We start from the raw sequence: 23,538 nt of genomic DNA, 5'->3' as shown, positions 1-23,538 counted from the left end.
TGGGCACTGAACGGCCCGACCTTGCAACACGGGAGTTTCGACCATGCTGAACACCATCAAGTTCCTCGGCGCCGCCGCTGCAGCACTCACCGCCACGATCGGCCTCGCCGGCGAAGCGCCGCGCAGCTTCACGCAGGACGGTCACAAGTATGTCTATACCAAGACGGTCAAGCAGGACGGCCGCACCGTGATCGAGGGTCGTCGTTACCCAGCCGGCGCCACCTTCCACCTCGTCGTGCGTGACGGTCGCGTCACCGGCATGAGCGGTGGCCAGCCGGTGTCGTTCCGCGTCGCCGACGCATCGGGCGCCGCCGCGACCGCCGTAGCCGCCGACTGATTTCCCTCCCACTCCGGTGGGAAGGCAAAACGCCGGTTCGCTCGACGGAGCGGGCCGGCGTCGTCATGTGTAGACTTCGTCATCCCAACTAAAGCTGGGATCTCTAAACGCCGGGGACACCCTGCGCCTCGGACAGACCCCGGCTTTCGCTGGGGTGACGAATCTCTACCTCAAAACCCCTCGGGCAGATCGATCGCGCCGACCATCTCGCGATACCGCGTCACCGCATAGCGATCGGTCATCCCCGCAATGAAGTCCCCGATATGCCGCGCCCGCGCGGTCGCGTCGTCGGGCAGCAGCTCGCCCCACTCGCCCGGCAGCGCACCCGGGTCCGCGGCATAGGCCGCGTACAGCCCCGCGACGATCCCGTGCGCCGCGTCCGCCGCCGCCAACTGGCGTGGATGATGGTACAGCTCGGCATACATGAACGTCTTCAGCGCGCGCTCATCCGCCCGCATCGCCTCCGAGAACGCGACCAGCACGTCGCCCGCTGCGCGGACGTCGTCCGCCGTCTCCACCCCGCTCGCCGCGATCCGCCGCCGCGTCTCGTCGAGCAGATCGTTGACCATCACCCCGATCTGGCTGCGCACCAGCTCGCTCGCCAGCCGCTTGGCGGATACGTCGGGAAACCGTGTCCGCGCCGCCTCCCACCCGCGCGCGACCAGCGGCACCGCCAGCAGCTGGTCCAGCGTCAGCAGCCCCGCGCGCAGCCCGTCGTCGATGTCGTGATTGTCGTACGCGATGTCGTCCGCCAGCGCCGCCACCTGCGCCTCGAGCGAGGGCCATGTCGTCAGCGCGAGCGGGAACGCCGCATCCGCCTCCGCCAGCGCCCATTCGGGGGCCGCGACAGGTCCGTTATGTTTCGCCAGCCCCTCCAGCGTCTCCCAGGTCAGGTTCAGCCCGTCGAACCGCGGGTACGGCTTCTCGATCCGCGTCAGCGTTCGCAGCGTATGCCCGTTGTGATCGAATCCCCCGACATCGGCGAGCGCGATCTCCAGCGCATCCTCTCCCGCATGCCCGAACGGCGGATGGCCGATGTCGTGCGCGAGACACAGCGCCTCGGTCAGGTCCTCGTTCAGCCCCAGCACGCGTGCGATCGTCCGCCCGATCTGTGCGACCTCCAGGCTGTGCGTCAGCCGCACGCGGAAGTGATCGCCGTCGGGCGCCAGGAACACCTGCGTCTTGTGCCGCAGTCGGCGGAAGCTGATCGAATGGATGATCCGGTCGCGATCGCGCTGGAACGCGTCGCGCGGACCCCGCTCGCTCGCGCCGGGCTCGCCATGCAGTCGCCCGCGCGTCCGGGCGGGATCCGCCGCCCACGATGCGTGCCCGGTCACTTGCCCGGAAGCCGCGTGACCTTCTGCCCCGCCTCGCTGGTGAAGGGGAACGCCGACACCCCCTGCTTGGCCAGCGTGTTGACGAACGCGCGCGCCTCCGCCTCGGTCTTGAATGGCCCCGTCACGACGCGGTTGGTCGCACGCAGCGGCGTCGAGTACGCGGACTTGCCCGCCAGCGCCGGTGTCTTCGCCTTCACCGCGCTCCACGCCTTGGGCAGATCGCTCTCGTTCGCACCGCCGGCCACCTGCACCCATACGCGGCTCGGCTCGCTTCGCGCCGCCTTCTTCGCGGCCAGTTTCTCGTCCGCGGCCGCCTTGTCCGCGAGCTTCTTCTCGGCCGCCTTCCTGTCGGTCAGCGCCTTCGCCGCCGCAGCCTTGCGCGCGGTCGCGCGATCGACCGGCTTGTCCTGCGCACCGGCCTCGGCGGCTTCGGTCTCCAGCTTCGCCGCCGCTGCAGCAGCAGCCCGACGCCCGGCGCGAGTCCGCGGGACCGCTGCCGCCTCGGGCGCTGCCGTCTCCGCCTCTAGCTTCGCCGCTGCGGCGGCCGCGGCGCGGCGCCCGGCCCGCGTGCGCGGCACCGCCGTTACCTCGGATGCTGTCGCCTCGGTCTTCGCAGCCTCCAGCCTCGCCGCCGCAGCAGCAGCCCGCCGCCCGGCGCGCGTACGCGGCTCCCCGACCGGTGCCGATGCCAGCTCGGCCGCCGGCACCTCGATCCCCGCAACGATCCGCGCGAGGATCGAATCATTCACCGAGCGCGGCGGCCTGGGCAGCCGCGCCGACCGGTTCGCCGGGGCCGCACGCTGCGGCTGGTCCTCGGGGGGCACCGCCTGCACCATCGCCAGCGCAGGCGGCGCCGCGGTGAGTGCGACCGCGGTCGAAGCGGGTGCTGCCTGCGTCGCGACCTGCACCGGCAGTGGCTGTACCGATGGCGTCCCGGCAGCACTTGGTGCCGGCACCGCAGTGGTCGTAGAGGCCACCGTACCGGCCGGTGCCGAAGGCGCCGTCACCCCGGTCACAATCGGTGCGACCGGCACCGCAGACGCGAGGGCGGTTGGCGGCGCGGCCGTCGCTGGTAGCGTCACCGAAGCCGGCGGCATCGCACGCGCAAGGGTCGTCGCGCCGTAGCTGGCCGCGGGCCGGACCTCGTTCGCCGCGAGTTGCGGCGCCCTGTTCGGCACTGCCGCAAGCGCAGGGGCCCGCGTGGGAACCGGCTGAACAACCGTCCGGGCCGTCGCCACCTGCGGAGGGAGCGCCTGAACGGTCTGCAGCGCGCGCGGCGCCGCCGTCACCACCGGCGTTGCCGCCGCGACCTGGGTCGCCGCCCGGTCACGACCCCCGCGCCGATCGCGATCGCGCTGCCGGGTGGCACTCCGGCTATCCGTCGCGACCACCACCGGCACACGTACCGGCGTCGCCGTGGCCACCTGTACGCCGGCTTCGGGCGCGAGCGGCGCCAGCGCCGGCACCAGCCGCGCATCCGCCACACGATCGGCCGTCGGCCGCACCTCGCCGAAATGCACCGCGAAGGCGCGATCCGCGGCGGGCAGGCTCGGCAGCTTCTGGAAGAACGGCCGCAGACCGCTCGCGAAGCCCGGCATCATACTCGTCGCGATCTTGTCCGCGCCCGCCTGGTCGCCACCCATCGCCAGGATGAACGCGCGCGCGCGCCATGCGCTGCGGTCCTGCTTGCGCAACAGCGGATCGAGCAGCGCGAACGCCTCCTCGCGCCGCCCCGAAATACCCAGCGACAGCGCATAGCGCCGGACCAGCTCATCGCTCGAATCGTTTTGCATCGCAACGCGGTAGTCGCGCTGCGCCCGCTCCTGCTCGCCGATCAGGTCATAGGCGAACGCGCGATCCGCCGCGAACGCGCGCGGGTTCAGTCCATAGCCGACCGCCTGGTCGAAATAGCGCAGCGCCGCGCCCGGTCGCTCCTCCTGGACCAGCACGCGCCCCATCCCGGCCTTCACCCGCGCGTTCATCGGATCGACCTTGTCCGCCCGCGCGAACAGCGACGCCGCGCCGCTGAGATCGCCAAGCCGGACCGACAACTCCCCCGCCGCCACCAGCGCATCGACGTCGCGCGGACTGGTCGCCAGCCGCCGCATCGCATCGGCGAGCGCATCGGCATCCGGGGTCGCACGCGGCGCGGTCGCCACCTGCGCGACCGCGGCCGGAGAGACAGCAAGAACAGTTGCAAGCGCGAGCAACGACGCGGGGAATCGAAAAACGGTCATGGGACGCGACAGCCTACAGCCCAGCGCGGCCCGACCGGCAATGACCCCCCGCCCCCGCTACGACGAAGCGAGACGCAGCGGCGACGAACGGGCGGGCGGGCGGGCGGGCGGGCGGGCGGGCGGGCGTCCCAAGAAACGGATCATATCCGCCAGCCGCGCAATTGACGCGCAAACCCGCCACACACGCCACCATACCCTGGCGAAGCCTGTCCTGAGCGCTTGCCTTGGCAGACCGTTGAAGGGGGCGGGTCCAGCCCCGACCGAGGACTCGCGCTTCGGCGCGATTACCACGCGGACCGAAACCTTACTGCAACAGGCATCCGCCCTTGAATCAGACGCTTCGAGCAATCCGCGCCGGCACACAACCTGACGCATCGTCCCCCCGGGACTTGGTCCGGGGTCCCGCTTCCGCCACACGCACTGCCGCCAGAAAACAAAGGGGAACCCCGGATCAGGTCCGGGGTGACGAGCAGGCAGGAAAACCGGACGGCGGACCGTCGACCCGGCCAATACCGATCAAGCGGCAGCCCCCACCCAACCCTACTGGTTGTTCTGCCGATGCAGGAATCGCGGGATCTCCAGCGAATCCTTCGACGCACTCCCACCCGCGCCGTCATCCTCCGCACGCTGGTTGCCGCGCGCGTTCGCCATCCGCTCGAACAGCGTGCCGCCCAGCTTCACCTTGGGCGCAGGCGTCGCTTCGGCATCCGCCTCGGTCCCGGCGCCCAGCCAGCGGCGGCGCGTATCCGCCGCGCTGGGGGGCGAGGCCTCGTCCGTGCCGGACATCTCGCCTGCCGACGGCACGATCGCCTCGGCGCCCAGCACCAGTTCGTCGTCCTCGGGGTTCGCCTCGATCGCGGCGATCGGCGCCGCCGGCGTCATGTCGACACGCGCGCCGCCGTCCGCCGCGGGCACGCCGCTCGTCATCGCCTCGGCCGCAGCCCCGCTCGGCTGCGCGGCCGTATCGGTCGCGGGCGTCGCACGCGCCGGCGCCTCGTCGGCCTTCTTCGGCGCGGAGAAGCTGAACGCGCGCGCCGGCGCCGCGGCCTGCTCGGGCGCGTCGGTGCGCACGTCCGCCTCGATTCCCGTCGCGACGACCGACACGCGGATCTTGCCCTCCAGGTCGGGATTGAACGCCGAGCCCCAGATGATGTTGGCGTCGGGATCGACCAGTTCGCGGATATGGTTCGCCGCCTCGTCCACCTCGAGCAGCCGCATGTCGTCGCCGCCGGTGATCGAGATGATGACGCCCTTGGCGCCCTGCATGCTCACGCCGTCGAGCAGCGGGTTCGCGATCGCCTTCTGCGCAGCCTCCAGCGCGCGGTTGTCGCCGCTCGCCTCGCCGGTGCCCATCATCGCCTTGCCCATCTCCTGCATCACCGAGCGCACATCGGCGAAGTCCAGGTTAATGAGGCCCGGCATCACCATCAGGTCGGTGATCCCGCGCACGCCCTGCTGCAACACCTCGTCCGCCATCGAGAACGCCTCGCGGAACGTCGTGTTCGCGTTGGCGATCAGGAACAGGTTCTGGTTGGGGATGACGATCAGCGTATCGACGTACTTCTGCAGTTCCTCGATGCCCTGGTCCGCCGCCTTGGCGCGACGGTTGCCCTCGAAGCTGAACGGCTTGGTCACGACGCCGACGGTCAGGATGCCCATGTCGCGCGCCGCCTTGGCGATGACGGGCGCCGCACCGGTGCCGGTGCCCCCGCCCATGCCTGCCGCGATGAAGCACATATGGCTGCCCTCGAGCAGCTTCGACAGCTGGTCGATCGTCTCTTCCGCCGCCGCGCGCCCGATCTCGGGCCGCGCGCCCGCGCCCAGCCCCTGCGTGATCTTGGAGCCCAGCTGGATCTTCTGCGGCGCGTTCGATTGCTTCAGCGCCTGCGAATCGGTGTTTGCGACGAGGAAGTCGACGCCCTGCACGTCCGCCATCATCATGTTGGCGATCGCGTTGCCGCCGGCCCCGCCGACGCCGATCACCGCGATCCGCGGGGTCAGCTCGTCGACCTCGGGTGCCAGGAATTCGATGCTCATCGCCAAGTCTCCGCCCATGATCCGTGCACCATACGCCGGCCGGACCCCTGATTAACCTTTGTGCACCAGAGATTCGCCCCGTTCCAGCGCAAATCGTGGGGTGCCCCGCACAAAATCCTCAATAATTCGCGCGCGCCGCCTGGATCAGCTTGCGGATGCCCCTGAACCCCTTCGCGCGATGGACCGTCGTCTGCTGCGGCGCCAGCCCGCGCAGGTCGATCGGATCCGACGCCGCGAAGAAGGCCAGCCCCGCCAGCGTCGCGAACGCCGGCCCCGAATGCGCGTCGGGCAGCGCGGAGAGCCCGCGCGGCCGCCCGATCCGCACAGATCGGCCCAGCACCAGCTGCGCATAGTCCGCGATGCCCTTCATCTCCGCGCCGCCCCCGGTCAGCACCACCTGCCGCGCGACCGGCCCCTCGAAGCGCAGCTCGGCGAGCGCCGCCTGCACCTCCTTCATCAGATGCTCCAGCCTCAGGCGGATCACCGCGATCAGCGCCGCCTTGGTGATCTGCACCGTCTCCCCGTCATCCTCGCCCGCCAGCGGCTGGATCGGGATCATCTCGTGATTGTCCCTCGGCGACGCGTTGGCCGATCCGTGGAAGCATTTCATCCGCTCCGCCTGCGCGCGCCTGGTCCCGAACGCGCTCGCGATGTCGTCGGTGATGTCCGCCGCGCCGAACGGGATAGACTTCAGCCCGACGAGCATCCCGCCAAGGAACAGCGACACGTTGGTGACGCCCGCCCCCAGCTCGACCAGCGCGACGCCCAGCTCGCGCTCCTCGTCGGACAGGCACGCGAGGCCGGTCGCCACCGGCGACGCGATGATCGACTTCACCTCCAGATGCGCGGTCCGCACGCACAGATCGAGGTTGCGCACCGGCGAGCCCTGCGCCGCGACGACATGGATGTGCACCCCCAGCCGGTCCGCGTGCAGTCCCTTGGGGCTCTTGAACCCCTCCAGCCCGTCGAGCGTGTAGAGCGCGGGCTGCGCGTGGAGCACCATCCGCCCCTGCGGATCGATCGAATCGCGCCCCGCCTGCAACAGCGCCTCGATATCCGCGTCCTCGATCCGGTGCCCGCCCAGCTCGATCTCGATCGACGCGACGTCGCTGACGAGATCGCCCGCCGAGAAGCCGACCCAGACATTCTCGATGTTGATGCCCGCGATCCGCTCCGCCTGCTCCACCGCCTCGCGCACCGCCGCCTCGGTCGCGTGCATGTCCGCGATATAGCCGCGCTTGACGCCCCGGCTCTCGCGCTGGCCGGTGCCCAGCACCACCAGTTCGCCGCCGTCGCCCTTCTGCGCGATCATCGCCGACACCTTCGACGATCCGATGTCGAGCGCGGTGATGAGTCCTTCCGGTGCTGCCTTCGCCATTATGCCCTGCCCCTGTTCCCGCGCCCCATGCGGGTATCTTCAACTATCTTGACCCCAAACCCGAACCGCTCGTCCTGAGGAGGGACTGAGCGAAGTCGAAGGCCCGTCTCGAAGGACGCTGCTTCGCGACCACCCTCACACCTCCCCCGATCGCGCCAGCGCCACCGACGTCACCGGCTTCGCCGCCGGCGCGGTCCCGTCGTCGGGCACCTGATGCTCCGCGCTGCCGTCGGGCTTGCGCGCCACCAGCCGCGTCGGATCGCGCATGTCGAACCGCTTCCACCCCTTGCCCAGCAGCGGCTGCTTGCCGTCGTACCGCGCGAACTTCACCAGCGCCGCCGCCGCCTCGTCCTGCGGCAGCGCCAGCGTCTCGCCGGTGTCGAACGTCAGGTCCCAGCGCCGGTTGCCCACCCACGACGCCGCCTTGATCCGGGGCTTGAGCGCAGGCGCCGCATCGAGCAGCGCCTGATACGCCGCCTCTTGCCGGTCCGCGCCCGGCCCGATCATCAACGGCAACCCCGCGGGCATCGCGTTCGCGTCGACCGGCTCGAGCAGCCGCCCGGTCGCGTCGATCAGCGTCAGCTGGCCGTCATTCTGCCAGATCGCCGCCGGCGTCCGCTCGACGATATGGATCAGCAGCGTATCGGGCAGCCGCCGCGAAACATACGCATCCTGCACCCAGCCGTACGCCAGCAACCGCTCGCGCACCGCGCCCAGATCGACCTTCAGGATCGCGCGCGCAGCCTGTCCCTCCAGCGCCAGTGCATAGACGGTGTCGCGATCCATCCGGTGCAACCCGGTGATGTCGACCTGCTCGACCCTGAGGCCTGCGCGCCCCGCGCTCTCCGCGATCGCGTCGCCCGCCATCGCCGGCACCCCGGCCCACGTCGCGGCCGCGACCAGCACCGCGCCGCCCGCGCCCAGGATCGACCACGTCGCCGCCTTGCGCAGCGTCGCCTCGCTCACCGGCAGCGCCGCGATCATGCGGTCGATCATCGACACCTTGGGCTTGCGCCGCACCGCGCGCGTCGGGCGACGCGGCGGCGATCCGCGACGGATCGTCCGGCTCATCGAAGCGCCTCGTCGACGATCGCCTGCACCAGCTCGGGATACGTCATCCCCGTGTGCCGCGCCTGTTCGGGGACGAGGCTCAGCGGCGTCATTCCCGGCTGGGTGTTCACCTCCAGCAGGAACAGGCCGTCGACCCCGCGCTCGTCGTCCCACCGGAAATCGGCGCGCGAACAGCCCCTGCACCCCAGCAGTCGGTGCGCCTCGACCGCCATCGCCATGCACGCCTGCGTGATGGCATCGGGCACCGGTGCGGGGAACAGATGCTCGGTCATCCCATCGGTATATTTCGACGCGTAATCGTAGAAGCCGCTCTTCGGCCGCAGCTCGGTGACGCCCAGGGCGCGAGGACCGTTCGCGCCGCCCAGCACCGCGGTAGTCAGTTCGCGCCCGCGGACGTACGGCTCCGCCAGCAGCTCGTCGAACTCCTGCCACGGCCCCGCCACGTCGCGCCCGATCGGGTCGCCGTAATTGCTCTCTGCGGTCACGATCGCGATCCCCACCGACGAGCCTTCGTTGACGGGTTTCAGCACATAGGGTCGCGTCAGCGGATCGCTGTCATGGATCTCCGCGGACTTCACCACGCGCCCGCCCGGCATCGGGATCCCGTGCGGCACCAGCGCCTGCTTGGTCAGCACCTTATCGATCGCGATCACCGAGGTCGCGAGCCCCGAATGCGTATAGCGCAGCCCCATCAGGTCGAGCAGCCCCTGCACGGCGCCGTCCTCCCCCGGCGTCCCGTGGAGCGCGTTGAACACCAGGTCCGGCGCCGCCTCCGCCAATCGCGCCGCGACGTCGCGCCCCATGTCGATGCGCGTCACCCGGTGCCCGAGCGACTCCAGCGCCTCGGCCACCCCCGCGCCCGACATCAGCGAAACCTCGCGCTCCGCGGACCAGCCGCCCATGAGGACGACGATGTGGAGCGATGTCACCACAGGTCCTCCCCATCGAAGATGGGGAGGGGGACCATGCGCAGCATGGTGGAGGGGCGGCGCGAAGCGCCGACGTCGCCGGTTCCCTCGACCGTCCTGCGGCCGCTCCCCGTCCCCGGCAAGCCGGGGAGGATCTCGTTCGAACCACTCACGGCTTCACCCCCACCCGCTGGATTTCCCATTCCAGCGTCACGCCCGACTGCGCCTTCACCCGCGCGCGGACCTCTTCGCCCAGCGCCTCGATCTCCGCAGCCGACGCGCTACCCAGATTGAGCAGGAAATTGCAATGCTTCTCCGACACTTGCGCATCACCGACCCGCAACCCGCGACACCCCGCCGCGTCGACCAGTGCCCACGCCCTGTGCCCGTCAGGGTTCTTGAACGTCGATCCGCCCGTCTTCGATCGCAGCGGCTGCGACGCCTCGCGCTCCGCCGCGATCCGGTCCATCTCCGCCCCGATCGCCGCGGGCTCTCCCGGCGCTCCCGCAAAGACCGCCTCCAGCACGATCGCCCCCTCGGGCAACCCCGAATGTCGATAGCTGTAGCCCAACTCTGCGACCGGCATCGTACGCACCACGCCATCGCGCGCCAGCACGGTCGCCTCGACCAGCACGTCCGCCACCTCGCGCCCATAGGCGCCGCCGTTCATCCGCACGAACCCGCCGACCGTGCCCGGGATGCTGCGCAGGAACTCGACCCCCGCCACCCCCGCATCGCGCGCGGTCGACGACACGAGGATCCCCGACGTCCCGCCCCCGCACGTCAGCGTCGTGCCCGCAACGCGCGCATAGGAAAACGCCTTGCCGAGCCGCACCACCACGCCCGGCATCCCGCCGTCGCGCACGATCAGGTTCGATCCCAGCCCCAGCGGATAGACCGGCACCGCCGGATCGAGCCCACGCACGAACGTGACCAGATCATGCGTGTCCGCCGGCTCGAACAGCCACTGCGCCGCCCCGCCCGCCTTGAACCAGACGAGCGGCGCCAGCGGCGCGTCCGGCGTCAGCCGCCCGCGCACCGCCGGCATGTCCGATGTGACGGAGAGGGTGGCATTCGAACTCACGGCCCCACGCCCCACAGCGCCAGCCACGCCTTGTACGCCGCGAGGTTCGCCTCCGCGGCCTTCTTCGTCGCCTCCTGCACCTTCACCAGCGCATCCCCCGCCCCGACCGAGGCGCGCGACGCGTCGAGCATCTGCTTCTGGACCTTGAGCGATTCGTCGAACCAGTTCGTCATGCGCCCCGCTCCTGAACCGCCGCGGCCAGCCCGGCCGCCCATTTGGTGATGTCGCCCGCGCCCAGGCAGATCACCTGGTCGCCCGCGCGTAGCGTCCCCGCCAGCGCGTCGGCCAGCGCGTCCGCCCCCGCGATCGTCGCCGCGGAGCGATGCCCGCGCCGCTTCAGCCCCTCGACCAGCGCCCCCGCGTCGACGCCCTCGACCGGCGCCTCGCCCGCGGCATAGACCGGCGTCACGAACACCTGGTCGGCGTCGTTGAACGCCGTCTGGAAGTCCTCCATCAGGTCGCCCAGCCGCGAATAGCGGTGCGGCTGCACGACGGCGATCACGCGACCCACCGCGCTCTCGCGGGCGGCGGCCAGCACCGCGCGGATCTCGACCGGGTGGTGCCCGTAATCGTCGACGACCGTCGCGACGCCGCCCTCCACCGGAACCTCGCCCACCTTGGTGAAGCGCCGCTTCACCCCGCCGAACTTGGCGAAGCCCTTGGCGATCGTCGCGTCGTCGATCCCCATCTCCAGCGCCACGCCGATCGCGGCCAGCGCGTTCTGGACGTTGTGCCGCCCCGGCATCGGCAGCTCGATTCCCTCGATCGACCGTGTCGTCCCGTCGCGGTGGCGCACGATCGTCTCGAACCGGTTGCCGCCCGGCACCGGCGTCACGTTCACCCCGCGCACGTCCGCCTGCGCGGAGAAACCGTACGTCACGACACGCCGGTCACGCACCCGCGGCAGGATGTTCTGCACTTCCGGATGATCGAGGCACACCAGCGCCGCGCCGTAGAAGGGCACGTTCTCGATGAACGCGACGAACGCGTCCTTCACCGCATCGAAGCTGCCATAATGATCGAGATGCTCGGGATCGATATTGGTGACGACCGCGATCGTCCCGTCCAGCCGCAGGAAGCTGCCGTCGCTCTCGTCCGCTTCGACCACCATCCAGTCGCTCGCGCCCAGCCGCGCGTTCGAGCCATAGCTGTTGATGATCCCGCCGTTGATGACGGTCGGGTCCACCCCCCCCGCGTCGAGCAGCGCCGCGACCATGCTGGTCGTCGTCGTCTTCCCGTGCGTTCCCGCCACCGCGACGGTCGATTTCAGCCGCATCAGCTCGGCGAGCATCTCCGCGCGCCGCACGACGGGCACGCGTCGCTCCAGCGCCGCCTCCACCTCGGGGTTGCCGCGCTTGATCGCGGTGGAGGTCACCACCACCGCCGCATCGCCCAGATTGTCCGCATGGTGCCCGATCGACACCGGGATCCCTTTCGCGCGCAGCCCCTCGACGACATAGCCCTCCGCCACGTCGGAGCCCTGCACGCTGTAGCCGAGATTCTTCATCACCTCGGCGATCCCGGACATGCCGATCCCGCCGATCCCGATGAAATGGATCGTCCCGATGTCGGTGGCGACCCCCCTCATGCGAACGCCTCCTTGCGCGCCGGCACGCCCACCGGCAGCCGCGACACCGGCGCATCCAGGCTCTCGACCAGGTCCGCCAGGTCGCGCACCGCATCGGGCCGCCCGCACGCCTTCGCGCGCCCCGCCGCATTCTCCAGCGCCGCGGGGTCTAGCCCCAGCTTCTGCATCTGCTTGGCCAGTTCCGCCGCGGTGAAGTCCCCCTGCGCGATCACTCGCGCACCGCCCGCCGCCGCCATCTCGCGCGCGTTCACCGTCTGGTGGTCGTCGGTCGCGCCGGGCAGCGGCACCAGGATCGCAGGGCGGCCCGCCGCCGTCAGCTCCGCCAGCGTCGACGCGCCCGCGCGCGCGATCACCAGATGCGCCCAGGCCAGTTCGTCGGGCAGGTCGGGCAGATAGGTCGCCAGCGTCGCCGCGATGTCGAGCTCGGCATATTTCGCGCGCGCCGCGTCGATGTCCTCGATCCGCGCCTGATGCGTCACCTGCAACCGGCGGCGGAACGCAGGCGGCAGCATCGCCAGCCCCTCGGGCACCACCTTCGACAGGATGCTCGCACCCTGCGACCCGCCCGTCACCAGCACGCGGAAGATTCCGTCCTCCTCCAGCAGCGGATACGGCTTCGCGCGCAGCGCCACCACCGCCTCGCGGACCGGATTGCCGACCAGATGCGCCTTGCCCTCGTGCTTGGCCGGCAAGCGCTCGGTCTTCGCATAGCTCAACGCGATCGCGTCGACCCGCCCCGCGACCAGCCGGTTGACGCGCCCCAGCACCGCATTCTGCTCGTGCACCGCGGTCGGGATCTTCTCCGCGAATGCCGCCGCCAGCGCGGGGAACGCGGGGTATCCGCCGAAGCCGATCACCGCCGCGGGCTTGAACGTCCGGTACAGCTGCCGCGCCATCGCGCGCCCGCGCCACATCTGTGTCGCCGCCTTCGCCCATCCGATCGGCCCGCCCGCCAGCCGTCCCGCGGGGAGCACATGCGTCTGCACGCCCTCGAACAGGCCCGGAAACCGCACCCCGCGCTCGTCGCTGACCAGCGCGACGCGGTGCCCGCGCCGCGTCAGTTCGGCCGCCAGCGCCGCGGCAGGGACCATGTGCCCCCCCGTCCCCCCGGCCGCCAGCACGTAATGCTTCGCTTTCGTCATCTCATGCGCTCCAGCGCGCCACGTACGGGCTGCGCGTCAGGAACGGATTGCGCCGGGTGAACGCCAGCAGCAACCCCATGCCGATCGAAAGCGCGATCATCGACGATCCGCCATAGCTGATGAACGGCAGCGTCATCCCCTTCGACGGCGCGAGGCCGGTGTTGACCGCCATCGAGATGAGCGCCTGCAACCCGAACTGCGTCGCCAGGCCGGCAGCGGCCAGCAGCTTGAACTCGTCGGTCTCGTCCAGCAGCTTCACGAACACGCGGACCACGATCGCCAGGAAGATCACAGCGATGACCGCGCACGCGATCAGCCCGAACTCCTCGCCGATCACCGAGAAGATATAGTCGGTATGCGCCTCTGGCAGCCCGAACTTCGCGGTCCCGCCGCCCGGCCCCGTGCCGGTCCAGCCCCCCGCCGTCAGCGTGGTGTGCGCGGCGTTGGTCTGGAAATGGTCGCTCGCGCCCTCCCCTTCCACGCCGGGAAACAGGAACGCGTCGATCCGCTTTCGGGCCGTGCCGTAGAAGATATACGCCGCGATCAGCCCGGCGGGCGCCATGCTCACCAGCCCGATCAGCGTCTTCGCCGGTGTCCCCGCGATCATCACCAGCGCCATCCACACGCACGCGAACACGATCGTCTGCCCGAGATCGGGCTGGAGCATCAGCAGCCCCGCGATCATCGCGGTCAGCGCCGCGGTGATCGGCACCACCGGCAGGTCCGCATCGCGCGACTTCATCGACAGCAGCCACGCGGTCGTCACGATGAACATCGGTTTCAGGAACTCGGACGGCTGGAACTGCGCGAACCCCACCCCGATCCAGCGATGCGCGCCGTTCACCTCGACGCCGATCAGCGGCACCAGCGTCAGCATCGCGACGAACACGCCCGTCCCTGCCACTGCCAGCCGCCGCGCGAGCGTGACGGGCAGCATCGACACGACGAACAGCACGGGGATGGAGATCGCGACCCACGCCGCCTGCCGCCAGAAATAATAGAGCGGCGGAAACTTGGTATGCTCCCCCGAATAGCGCAGCGCGCTCGCCGGAGACGCGGCCGCCACCGCCAGCAGCCCGATCGCGATCAGGAACAGCGTCAGCACCAGCAGCACCCGGTCGATGTCCCAGAACCACATGCCCAGCGGCGACCGGTCGCCGCGCCCGCCGCGCGCCTTCAGCCGCGTCGCGAGGCCGGGGGCCGCACTGGCTCGAATATCGGTCATGCGCCACTCCCCGGGGAAACCGCCCCCACCGCCTCGCGGAATACGTCCCCGCGATGCTCGTAATCCCTGAACTGGTCGAAGCTCGCCGCCGCCGGCGACAGCAGCACCGTGTCGCCGGGCGCGGCCAGCGCCGCCGCGCGCGCGACCGCCGCCTCCAGCGTCCCCGCCTCCTCGACCGCCATGTCCGGCCTCAGGATCGCCGCAAACCGCGCCCCCGCCTCGCCGATCGTATAGGCGCGCACGACATGCCCGAACGCCGGGCGGCACGCGTCGAGATCGTCGCCCTTGGCCTTGCCGCCGACGATCCAGTGCACCCGCGCGAACGCCGCCAGCGCGGGCGCGGTGCTCTCGGGATTGGTCGCCTTGCTGTCGTCGACATAGGCCACGCCGTCGATGGTCGCGACATGCTCCATCCTATGCGGCAGCCCTGTAAACGTCTCCAGCCCCGCATCGATCTGCGCATTCGACAAGCCCAGCGCCTCGCACACCGCGATCGCTGCCAGTGCGTTCTGCGCGTTGTGCGGCCCCTGCAACGACGGCCAGCGCGACTGGTCCATGCACACGCCGGGCGCGATCTTCGTCACATCCTCGCCGCGCCTCGACAGCCCGCGCGCGATGGCGGCAGACGCGTCGTCCCCGATCCCGATGATCGCCGCATGCCCCGCCGACTGCATCGCGAACAGCCGCGCCTTCGACGCCGCATAGCCCGCGAACCCGTCATACCGGTCGAGATGGTCGGGCGTGACGTTGAGCAGCACCGCCACGTCGCAGTCGAGCGTATGCGTCAGGTCGATCTGGTAGCTCGACAGTTCGAGCACGTACACCCCGCCCGCCGGCAGCGCGTCCGCGCCCAGGATCGGCAATCCGATATTGCCCCCCATCAGCGTCGGCACGCCCGCGGTCTTCAGGATGTGATGGACCAGCGCGGTGGTGGTCGACTTCCCGTTGGTGCCCGTGATCCCGACGACCTTGTGCGGCGGCAGGTCGGCGCGTGCCTGCGCGAACAGCTCGATATCGCCGACGATGGCGACGCCCGCCGTCCGCGCCGCCGCCGCCAGCGGATGCGAATTGAGTGGCACCCCCGGCGAAACCACCAAGGCATCGAACCCCGCCAGATCATCCAAAGGCGCGACCAGAAAATCCTCCCCGGCACGGGGAGGGGGACCATCCGAAGGATGGTGGAGGGGGAGCGCCCCGAGCGCACCACCTGCGACAATCCCCCCGCCGGAAAGGATAGCCTTCCGCTTCGCCGCATCACTGTCCCAAGCGACCACCCGCGCACCTGCCGACACCAGCGCCCGCACCGTTGCCGCGCCGGACCGCGCCAGCCCGAGCACCGCGTACCGCTTACCCGCCCAGGCGCGCGCGGGAATCACCGCAGCTTCAACGTCGAGAGACCGGCCAGCGCCAGCACGAGCGCGATGATCCAGAAGCGGATCACGACGGTCGGCTCGCTCCAGCCCAGCTGCTCGAAATGATGGTGGATCGGCGCCATGCGGAACACCCGCCGTCCGGTGCGCTTGTAGAAGAACACCTGGATGATGACGCTCATCGCCTCGACCACGAACAGCCCGCCGATGATCCCCAGCACGATCTCGTGATGCGCGACGACCGCGATCGTCCCCAGCGCGCCGCCCAGCGCAAGGCTGCCGGTATCCCCCATGAACACCGCCGCCGGCGGCGCGTTGAACCACAGGAAGGCCAGCCCCGCGCCCACGATCGCCCCGCAGAAGATCGCCAGCTCGCCCGCGCGCGGGACATGCGGGATGCCCAGATAGTCCGCGAACTTCACGTTGCCCGCCAGATACACGATCAGCATGAAAGCGACCGAAGCGATGATGACCGGCATCGTCGCCAGCCCGTCGAGCCCGTCGGTCAGGTTCACCGCGTTGCCGAACGCCACGATCGTGAACGCGGCGAACAGCGGGAAGAACCAGCCCAGCTCCAGATACATCCGGTTCGTGAACGGCAGATACAGGTGCGTCCCGTTCTCCTGGCAGATGATCCACGCCGCGACGCCGGCGATCAGGAACTCCAGCAACAGCCGCGTCCGGCCCGATACGCCCGCGGTGCTCGCCTTCTTCACCTTGTCGTAATCGTCGAGGAAGCCGATCGCGCCGAACCCCAGCGTCACGAACAGGCACGCCCATACGAACGGGTTCGACAGGTCCATCCATGTCAGGATCGCCAGCGCCATGCTGGTCAGGATCATCAGCCCGCCCATCGTCGGCGTGCCGCGCTTGGCGAGGTGCGTCTGCGGGCCATCGGCGCGGATCGGCTGGCCCTTGCCCTGCCGCACGCGCAGCCAGCCGATGAACCTCGGCCCGATCACCAGCCCGATGACCAGCGCGGTGAAGATCGCCGCGCCGGTGCGGAACGACTGGTAACGGATGAGGTTGAGGACACCCGGGAATCCCAGCTGCTCGGCGATCCAGTAGAACACTATCTTGCCCCAGCTCTTAGGGCCGCGACCACGCGCGCGAGCCCGACCCCGTTCGATCCCTTGACGAGAACCGCATCGCCCGGCGCGAGCACGTCGTGGACGGCATCGAGCGCGGCAGCCGCGTCGCGCACATGACGGATTTTCAGCTTTCCCTCAAGCGCATCCGCCAGCGGCGCCATCGCTTCGCCGACGAGCAGCGCCGTTTCGACGCGCGCCGCCACCACCGCGTCGGCCAGCCCGGCATGATAGGCGTCGGACGCGTCGCCCAGCTCGCGCATCTCGCCCAGCACCGCGACATGCCGCCCCGGCTCCTGCGCCAGCACCGCCAGCGTTGCGCGCATCGATGCAGGATTGGCGTTGTAGCTCTCGTCGATCACCAGCGCCTCCCCGCCCGGCACCGCCGCGATGAACCGCGCGCCGCGCCCCTGCATCCCGCCCAGCTCCGCCAGCGCGAGCCCCGCCAGCCCCAGATCGCCCCCCGCCGCGTCGACCGCGGCGAGCACAGCCAGCGCGTTGGACACCCAGTGCATCCCCGGCTGCGCGATCGTGAACGACAGCTCGCGCGCGCCCACCTTCGCGGTGACGAAGGTCGCCCCCGTCGCCAGCCGCATCGTCTCGATCGCGCGCACGTCGGCGGCGCGGTCCCACCCGAACGTCACCGTCCGCGCGGCGTGCGGCGCGGCGGCGGCAATCAGCCGGTCGCGATGCGGCGAATCATACGGCACGATCGCGATACCGCCGGGCTCCAGCCCCGCGAAGATCTCGCCCTTCGCGTCCGCGATCGCGCTTTCGTCGGGGAAGAACGCGGTGTGCGCGGGCGCGATCGCGGTCACCATCGCGATATGCGGGCGCACCAGCGTCGTCAGATGCGCCAGCTCGCCCGGATGGTTCATCCCCATCTCGAACACCCCGAACCGCGTCGCCGCCGGCATCCGCGCGAGGCTCAGCGGCACGCCGGTATGGTTGTTGTAGCTCTTGACCGACCGATGCGTCGCACCCGGCGCGCCGCGATCGAAGCACGCGAACACCGCCTCCTTGGTCGATGTCTTGCCGACCGACCCGGTCACCCCGATCACGGTCGCAGCCGTTCGCGCCCTTGAAGCCCGCGCGAGATCCTCCAGCGCCGCAAACGTATCCGCCACCCGCACATGCGGCAGCCCCGTCGGCGCGTCCGCGGACACCAGCGCGCCCGCGACGCCGTTCGCCGCCACCTGCGCCAGAAAGCGGTGCCCGTCGGTCGCCTCGCCCTTCAGCGCGACGAAAAGGTCGCCCGCGCACGCCTCGCGCGAATCGAACGTCACGCCGTCCGCCGCGAAGTCCGCGGACGCGGTGCCGCCGGTCGCCGCGGCGATCTCCGCGGCGGTCCACAGCGTCATCCGCGCGCGCCGGACTGCGGCAGCGGGCGGGTCGAGGTCGGCCCGCCATATTTCAGCGCCAGCTTGGGGCGCACCCGCTCCGGCTTGGCCGTCGCCGGGGTCGAAGTCTCTGTCGTCACGAAGCCACCTCCCGTGCCACACTCACATCGTCGAACGGCAGCACGCGGTCGCCCACGATCTGCCCCTGCTCATGCCCCTTGCCCGCGATCAGCACGATGTCCCCCGCACCCGCCAACCACACCGCATGCGCGATCGCCGCGCGCCGGTCGCCGATCTCGATCGCCTGCGGAGCCCCCGCCAGCACCATCGCGCGGATCGCCGCGGGGTCCTCGCTGCGCGGATTGTCGTCGGTCACGATCGCGACGTGCGCCTGCGCGCCCGCGATCGCCCCCATCGCCTCGCGCTTGCCCGCATCACGATCCCCGCCCGCGCCGAACACCACGATCAGCTTGCCCGAGACGTGCGGCTTCAGCGCCGCGATCGCCGCCTCCAGCGCGTCGGGGGTATGCGCATAGTCGACATACACCGGCGCGCCGCTCGCCGCGATCGCCGCGCGCTCCAGTCGCCCGCGCACCGGCTGCAACCGCGCGAGATCGGCGATCGTCGCCGCGACATCCCCGCCCGTCGCGATCACCAGACCCGCCGCGACCAGCGCGTTCGCCGCCTGATACGCGCCGATCAGCGGCATCGTGACCCGATAGGTCTCCCCACCCGCCTCGATCGTCAGCCCCTGTCCCAGCAGCGTCGGATCGCGCGCCACCAGCTTCAGCGCGTCGCCATGCTCGCCCACCGTCATCAGCCGGTCGCCGCGCGCATGCGCCAGGTCGATCACCCGGTCCGCATGCGGGTCGTCCGCCCACACCACCGACGCACCGCCACGCGCGAGCACTTCGGAGAACAGCCGCAGCTTGGCGGTGAAATACGCCGCCATGTCGCCATGATAGTCGAGATGGTCGCGGCTGAGATTCGTGAACGCCGCCGCCGCCACCGGCAGCCCCTCGGTCCGATACTGCGTCAGCCCGTGGCTCGACGCCTCGAACGCGACATGCGTGACGCCCTCGCGCGCCAGCCCCGCGACGTTCGACAGGAACGTCACGACGTCGGGCGTCGTCAACCCGGTCGACACGCGGTCGTCCGCGGTCGTCACGCCCAGCGTTCCGATCGACGCGGCATGATGCCCCGCCATCCGCCACAATTGCCGAGTCATCTCGACGACCGAGGTCTTCCCGTTCGTCCCCGTCACCGCGACGACCGTCGGCGGGAACGGCGCGAAGAACTTTGCCGCCAAGCGCGCGAACACCGCGCGCGGCTCGGTGGAGACGATATGCACCGCCCCCTCGACGCGCGCCTGCCGCCGCGCGACGACCGCCACCGCCCCGCTCGCCACCGCCGCGCCGATATAGTCCTCGCCGTTGACGGTCGCGCCCTCGAACGCGCCGAACACGGTGCCCGGCGCGACCTTGCGATGATCGATCGCGAACCCGGTGACCTGCACCGTCTCGTCGCCACCGGTGAGAACGCCCAGCTTCATTCGGGGTCCGTCGCGCTCTCGCCGGGCGCGTGCCACAGCAGCGGGTTCAGGTCCGATTCGTCGACATCGGCATGGTCGTCGGGGATCACCCCCAGCAGCGCGCCCGTCCGGCTGATGACGCGACTGACGACGGGCGCGGCGGTATAGGCCGCGGTCGTCTGGAACTGGTTCGCCTCGACGCGCCTGGGGCTGTCCATCATCGCGATGACGACATAGCGCGGCGCGTCCATCGGGAACGCCGCGGCGAAGGTGGAGACGTTGGCGTTCTTGGCATAGCCCCCCGCCTGCGCGACCTCCGCGGTCCCGGTCTTGCCGCCGACGCGGTAGCCCGGCGCCTCGCCCTTGCGCCCGGTGCCGTCGAGCACCACCAGCCGCAACAGCTGCCGCATCCGCGCCGACGTCGCCTCGCTGATGACGCGCCGCCCCTTCACCTCATGCCCGTCCGCCACGCGCAGCAGCGTCGCGGGCCGCCAGATTCCGCCGTTGACCAGGGTCGCATAGGCACTCGCCAGCTGGAGCGGGGTCACCGCGATGCCATGCCCGTAGGCCGTCGTCATGACGGTCGTGCGCGCCCAATAGGCCGGCCACAACGGCCGGCCCTTTTCCTTCAGCTCGATGTCGGGCTTGGTATCGAACCCCAGCTTGCGGAACATCACCTGCATCCGCGCCGCGCCCACCTCGTCCGCGATCCGCGCGGTCGCGATGTTGGACGAATGGATCAGCGTCTCGGGGATGTTGAGCCAGCGCTTCTGCGGATGGTCGTCCTTGATCTTGAACCGCCCGACCTGCAGCGGCGCGGTCGCGTCGAACCGGCGCGCCATGCTGTTCACCACGCCGGTATCGATCGCAGTCGCCATCGTGATCGGCTTGAAGGTGGAGCCAAGCTCGTAGACGCTCTGCGTCACGTTGTTGCGGAGCTGGTCGCTGCCCGCCATCCCCACCTTGTTCGGGTTGAACAGCGGCAGCGACACCATCGACACCACCTCGCCGGTGCGCACGTCGAGCACGATACCCGCCGCCGCGCGCGCCTGCATCGCGTACATCGAACGGCTCAGCTCGCTCTCCATCGCCGCCTGCACGCGCGAATCGATCGACAGCGCGACGGGCGTCCGCGCGGTCGCCGGGTTGGTCAGCTGGTCGTTCAGCGCGCGCTCCATCCCCGACAGCCCGACGCCCTGCGGCCCCAGCACGCCCAGCACATGCGCCGCCATCGAGGTCTGCGGATACAGCCGCTGCGTCTCGCGCTCGAACACGATGCCCGGCTCGCCGATCGCGTTCACCGCCTGCACCAGCGCGGGGCTCGCGCGGCGCTGGAGGAAGGTGAAGGGCCGCTTCATCGTCAGCAGCGAATAGAAATATGCCTGGTCCCCACGATCGGGCATCAGGTCCGCCAGCTTCTGCGCGATCTCGCTGCGGTCGCCGATGATCTTGTCGGGGTGGACCCCGATCGTCCACGCGTCGATCGTCCGGGCCAGCGGCACGCCGTTGCGATCGACGATATCGCCGCGTGGCACCGTGTTCAGCGCGCGCGCCGTCCCGTCCGGCGCATCGAGGATGGCCAGCATCGCCAGCCGCCCGACCACCAGCACGACCGCGGCCAAGAACATCAGCATCACGATCATCAGCCGCATATGCAGCGTCGCGAGCAGCGCCTGGCGCTGCCCGCTGCCGCGGCGCTGCTGGACGGGTCGTGCGACGAGTGTGGTCAACGCAGCCGCCGCGTTTCGGCCTTTGCGCCGCTCAGCAGGTCGCCGATCGTCGTGTCGCTCAGCAGCGAGCGGTCGAGCATCGCCACCGCCTGCGCCTTGCGCGTGGTGCCGGCGGGCTTGCCGACCGACACCGAGGCGGAGACCGCCGCAACCTGTACGATCGGAGACTTCGCGCGCAGCGCCACCGCGGGCGCGGTCTTGGCGGGCGCCTTCACCGTCACCGCCGCGACGGTCGCGATCGGGGCGGCGATCGTCGGCGTGGTCAGCGGGCCGGCCTCGGGCGCGGGCGCGATCGAGGGCATCACCAGCGCTGCGGTGCGGATCTGCCCCTCACCCTGCCCTGAGCCGCCGGGCATCGCCGATCCGTCGAACCGGATCGATGCCAGCTGCGCCTCGCTGCGGACGAACTGCTGCGCGGTGGGCGCGACGAGCGCGAGCGTGTCGCCGTTCCACTTCTCCAGCTGGATCAGGTTCGATCGCGTGTCGAACTCGGTGTCGAGCGCGCGGATCTCGCGCTCCGCCGCGACGATCCTGCCGTTCACCTGATCGAGCTTCTTGCGCTCCGCCGCCACCTGCAGCGACACGAGGTAGAAGCCGAGCGTGACGATCACGCACCCGCCGAACCAGCCGAGTCCCTTCAATCGATACGCCGCCGTCATCGCCCGTCTCCACGCATATGCTCGCCCCCGGGCAACACTTCGCCCGTCGTCCACGCCGCCGCGTCCGTCCGCGTCGCCGTCCTCAGCGTCGCCGATCGCGCGCGCGGGTTGCGGGCCAGCTCGGCCTCGCCTGCCCGCACGCCGCGCCCGACGCGCTCGAAACTGGGGGGACGCACATCGCCCCCCGCCGCTGGTGCATGCCGCGAAGCCCCGGGCATCGCGCCGGAGCGCTCCCGCAGGAACCGCTTCACCATCCGGTCCTCCAGGCTGTGGAACGTCACCACCGCCAGCCGCCCGCCGGGCTTCAGCACCCGCTCCGCCGCCGCCAGCCCGTCCGCCAGCTCGCCCAGCTCCCGGTTCACATGGATGCGGATCGCCTGGAACGCGCGCGTCGCGGGATCCTTCTTCTCGTGCGGCTTGTGGCCCAGCGCCTTGCGGACGACATTGGCCAGCTCGCCCGTCCGCGTGAGCGGCCGCGCCGCGATGATCGCGCGCGCCACCCGGCGCGACTGCCGTTCCTCGCCATAATGGTACAGCACGTCCGCGATCGCGGCCTCGTCCGCCTCGTTGACGAAGTCCGCCGCGGACAGCCCTTCCTGGCTCATCCGCATGTCGAGCGGCCCGTCCGCCTGGAACGAGAAGCCGCGCGCCGCCTGGTCGAGCTGCATCGACGACACGCCGATATCCATCGTCACCCCGTCGACCGGCACCGCGTCGCGCGCGTCGAGCTCGGCCGCCATCGCGGAGAAATCCGCGGCGACCAGCGTCAGCCCCTCTTCGGCCCCCTCCATAGCGCGCCCGTTCGCAATCGCATCGGGATCGCGGTCGAACGCGAACACCCGCGCCCCCTTCGCCAGCATCGCGCGCGTGTAGCCGCCCGCGCCGAACGTCGCGTCGACGTGGCGCTGGCCGGGGGCGATGGCGAGCGCGTCGATCACCTCGGCGAGCAGGACGGGAGTGTGCGGCGCGGCGCTCACAGCACCACCTTCCTGTCCATCAGGTGATACTGGCACGCCGACACCATCACGCCGGGCATCCCCGGCGTCTCGAGCAGGATCTTGGGGTTCCAGATCTCGATATAGTCGACCGTGCCCCAGAAGAACGCGTGCGCCTGGATCTCGGCATGGAAGCGGGGAAAGCCGGGGAGCACGAACCGCCCGCTCGAATCGAACGGCGTCGTCTCGCCCCCCATGCCGCCGCGCCGCTTGATGTTGTAGTCGAACTCGCCGCCCTCGGCGGTGTTCTCGCGCTCGCGCTTGCTCAGGTCCTCGGCGAGCTGGTCGATATAGCCGGGATCGGAGGCGACAAGGCATCTGGAGGACTGGTGCGCGCCGACGAAGATCGTGCCGCCGCCCTTCCCCTCGATGCCGGGCGTGTTCGCCAGCAGCGTGCCGCGGAGCGAAGCGGGAATCGCGAGCCGGCCCTTGTCATCGACAGGGCTAAGGCCGCTTCCCAGATACTTGCCCCTGCTCACAC

At 70.5% G+C, this 23,538-nt stretch carries 21 protein-coding genes; 1 reads left to right on the top strand and 20 read right to left on the bottom strand.

Annotation, left to right across the window (positions count from 1 at the left end):
- Nucleotides 1–43: 43 nt before the first annotated feature.
- Complete coding sequence (locus tag ACV7NO_RS06035) at nucleotides 44–337, top strand: hypothetical protein (RefSeq protein WP_463405110.1); 294 nt, start codon at nucleotides 44–46, stop codon at nucleotides 335–337.
- A gap of 170 nt (nucleotides 338–507) precedes the next feature.
- Here the strand turns inward: ACV7NO_RS06035 and ACV7NO_RS06030 are convergent, their stop codons facing one another.
- From ACV7NO_RS06030 to ACV7NO_RS05935, 20 genes are all read right to left on the bottom strand, one after another.
- Nucleotides 508–1,674 carry a deoxyguanosinetriphosphate triphosphohydrolase gene (locus ACV7NO_RS06030; RefSeq protein WP_463405109.1) on the bottom strand — a complete coding sequence of 389 codons (1,167 nt, stop codon included), beginning with the start codon at nucleotides 1,672–1,674 and terminating at the stop codon, nucleotides 508–510.
- Nucleotides 1,671–3,911, bottom strand: a complete 2,241-nt coding sequence (locus ACV7NO_RS06025; protein WP_463405108.1) for an SPOR domain-containing protein — start codon at nucleotides 3,909–3,911, stop codon at nucleotides 1,671–1,673. Before ACV7NO_RS06025 ends, ACV7NO_RS06030 begins: the two co-directional genes overlap by 4 nt.
- Before the next feature lie 540 nt (nucleotides 3,912–4,451).
- Complete coding sequence (gene ftsZ / locus ACV7NO_RS06020) at nucleotides 4,452–5,948, bottom strand: cell division protein FtsZ (RefSeq protein WP_463405107.1); 1,497 nt, start codon at nucleotides 5,946–5,948, stop codon at nucleotides 4,452–4,454.
- 118 nt (nucleotides 5,949–6,066) lie between these two features.
- Nucleotides 6,067–7,326, bottom strand: coding sequence for a cell division protein FtsA (gene ftsA / locus ACV7NO_RS06015; protein ID WP_463405106.1), 1,260 nt, complete (start codon nucleotides 7,324–7,326; stop codon nucleotides 6,067–6,069).
- Between the two features lie 135 nt (nucleotides 7,327–7,461).
- Nucleotides 7,462–8,397 (bottom strand): cell division protein FtsQ/DivIB, encoded by a 936-nt coding sequence (locus tag ACV7NO_RS06010; RefSeq protein WP_463405105.1) that lies wholly within the window; start codon nucleotides 8,395–8,397, stop codon nucleotides 7,462–7,464.
- Nucleotides 8,394–9,299 carry a D-alanine--D-alanine ligase gene (locus ACV7NO_RS06005; protein WP_463407286.1) on the bottom strand — a complete coding sequence of 302 codons (906 nt, stop codon included), beginning with the start codon at nucleotides 9,297–9,299 and terminating at the stop codon, nucleotides 8,394–8,396. The genes ACV7NO_RS06010 and ACV7NO_RS06005 overlap by 4 nt, the downstream gene beginning before the upstream one ends.
- Nucleotides 9,300–9,474: 175 nt before the next feature.
- On the bottom strand, nucleotides 9,475–10,353 hold the full coding sequence (gene murB / locus ACV7NO_RS06000) for a UDP-N-acetylmuramate dehydrogenase (protein WP_463407285.1): 879 nt from the start codon (nucleotides 10,351–10,353) through the stop codon (nucleotides 9,475–9,477).
- Nucleotides 10,354–10,385: 32 nt separating this feature from the next.
- Nucleotides 10,386–10,562, bottom strand: coding sequence for a hypothetical protein (locus ACV7NO_RS05995; RefSeq protein WP_463405104.1), 177 nt, complete (start codon nucleotides 10,560–10,562; stop codon nucleotides 10,386–10,388).
- The gene (murC, locus tag ACV7NO_RS05990) at nucleotides 10,559–11,977 is read right to left on the bottom strand and encodes a UDP-N-acetylmuramate--L-alanine ligase (RefSeq protein WP_463405103.1); all 1,419 of its coding nucleotides are present in this window, start codon (nucleotides 11,975–11,977) and stop codon (nucleotides 10,559–10,561) included. Before murC ends, ACV7NO_RS05995 begins: the two co-directional genes overlap by 4 nt.
- Nucleotides 11,974–13,119, bottom strand: a complete 1,146-nt coding sequence (gene murG, locus ACV7NO_RS05985; protein ID WP_463405102.1) for an undecaprenyldiphospho-muramoylpentapeptide beta-N-acetylglucosaminyltransferase — start codon at nucleotides 13,117–13,119, stop codon at nucleotides 11,974–11,976. Before murG ends, murC begins: the two co-directional genes overlap by 4 nt.
- Before the next feature lies 1 nt (nucleotide 13,120).
- Nucleotides 13,121–14,344, bottom strand: coding sequence for an FtsW/RodA/SpoVE family cell cycle protein (locus tag ACV7NO_RS05980; protein WP_463405101.1), 1,224 nt, complete (start codon nucleotides 14,342–14,344; stop codon nucleotides 13,121–13,123).
- Entirely contained in the window at nucleotides 14,341–15,720 is a 1,380-nt protein-coding gene (gene murD, locus ACV7NO_RS05975; RefSeq protein ID WP_463405100.1) for a UDP-N-acetylmuramoyl-L-alanine--D-glutamate ligase, read from the bottom strand. Before murD ends, ACV7NO_RS05980 begins: the two co-directional genes overlap by 4 nt.
- A complete protein-coding gene (gene mraY, locus ACV7NO_RS05970) occupies nucleotides 15,717–16,787 on the bottom strand; it encodes a phospho-N-acetylmuramoyl-pentapeptide-transferase (protein ID WP_463405099.1) in 1,071 nt (356 codons plus the stop codon). The genes murD and mraY overlap by 4 nt, the downstream gene beginning before the upstream one ends.
- A complete protein-coding gene (locus ACV7NO_RS05965) occupies nucleotides 16,787–18,163 on the bottom strand; it encodes a UDP-N-acetylmuramoyl-tripeptide--D-alanyl-D-alanine ligase (RefSeq protein ID WP_463405098.1) in 1,377 nt (458 codons plus the stop codon). The genes mraY and ACV7NO_RS05965 overlap by 1 nt, the downstream gene beginning before the upstream one ends.
- Nucleotides 18,160–18,282, bottom strand: coding sequence for a hypothetical protein (locus ACV7NO_RS05960; RefSeq protein WP_463405097.1), 123 nt, complete (start codon nucleotides 18,280–18,282; stop codon nucleotides 18,160–18,162). The genes ACV7NO_RS05965 and ACV7NO_RS05960 overlap by 4 nt, the downstream gene beginning before the upstream one ends.
- Entirely contained in the window at nucleotides 18,279–19,694 is a 1,416-nt protein-coding gene (locus ACV7NO_RS05955) for a UDP-N-acetylmuramoyl-L-alanyl-D-glutamate--2,6-diaminopimelate ligase (protein ID WP_463405096.1), read from the bottom strand. Before ACV7NO_RS05955 ends, ACV7NO_RS05960 begins: the two co-directional genes overlap by 4 nt.
- Nucleotides 19,691–21,403 carry a peptidoglycan D,D-transpeptidase FtsI family protein gene (locus tag ACV7NO_RS05950; protein WP_463405095.1) on the bottom strand — a complete coding sequence of 571 codons (1,713 nt, stop codon included), beginning with the start codon at nucleotides 21,401–21,403 and terminating at the stop codon, nucleotides 19,691–19,693. Before ACV7NO_RS05950 ends, ACV7NO_RS05955 begins: the two co-directional genes overlap by 4 nt.
- Complete coding sequence (locus ACV7NO_RS05945; protein WP_463405094.1) at nucleotides 21,400–22,062, bottom strand: hypothetical protein; 663 nt, start codon at nucleotides 22,060–22,062, stop codon at nucleotides 21,400–21,402. The genes ACV7NO_RS05950 and ACV7NO_RS05945 overlap by 4 nt, the downstream gene beginning before the upstream one ends.
- On the bottom strand, nucleotides 22,059–23,039 hold the full coding sequence (rsmH, locus tag ACV7NO_RS05940) for a 16S rRNA (cytosine(1402)-N(4))-methyltransferase RsmH (protein WP_463405093.1): 981 nt from the start codon (nucleotides 23,037–23,039) through the stop codon (nucleotides 22,059–22,061). The genes ACV7NO_RS05945 and rsmH overlap by 4 nt, the downstream gene beginning before the upstream one ends.
- Nucleotides 23,036–23,536 carry a division/cell wall cluster transcriptional repressor MraZ gene (locus ACV7NO_RS05935; protein WP_463405092.1) on the bottom strand — a complete coding sequence of 167 codons (501 nt, stop codon included), beginning with the start codon at nucleotides 23,534–23,536 and terminating at the stop codon, nucleotides 23,036–23,038. Before ACV7NO_RS05935 ends, rsmH begins: the two co-directional genes overlap by 4 nt.
- Between the last annotated feature and the right edge of the window lie 2 nt (nucleotides 23,537–23,538).

The sequence above is a fragment of the Sphingomonas sp. Ell38C01 genome (assembly GCF_055231975.1).
Note: the sequence above shows the minus strand (reverse complement) of the source record. Positions and strands in the feature narration are given on the sequence as shown.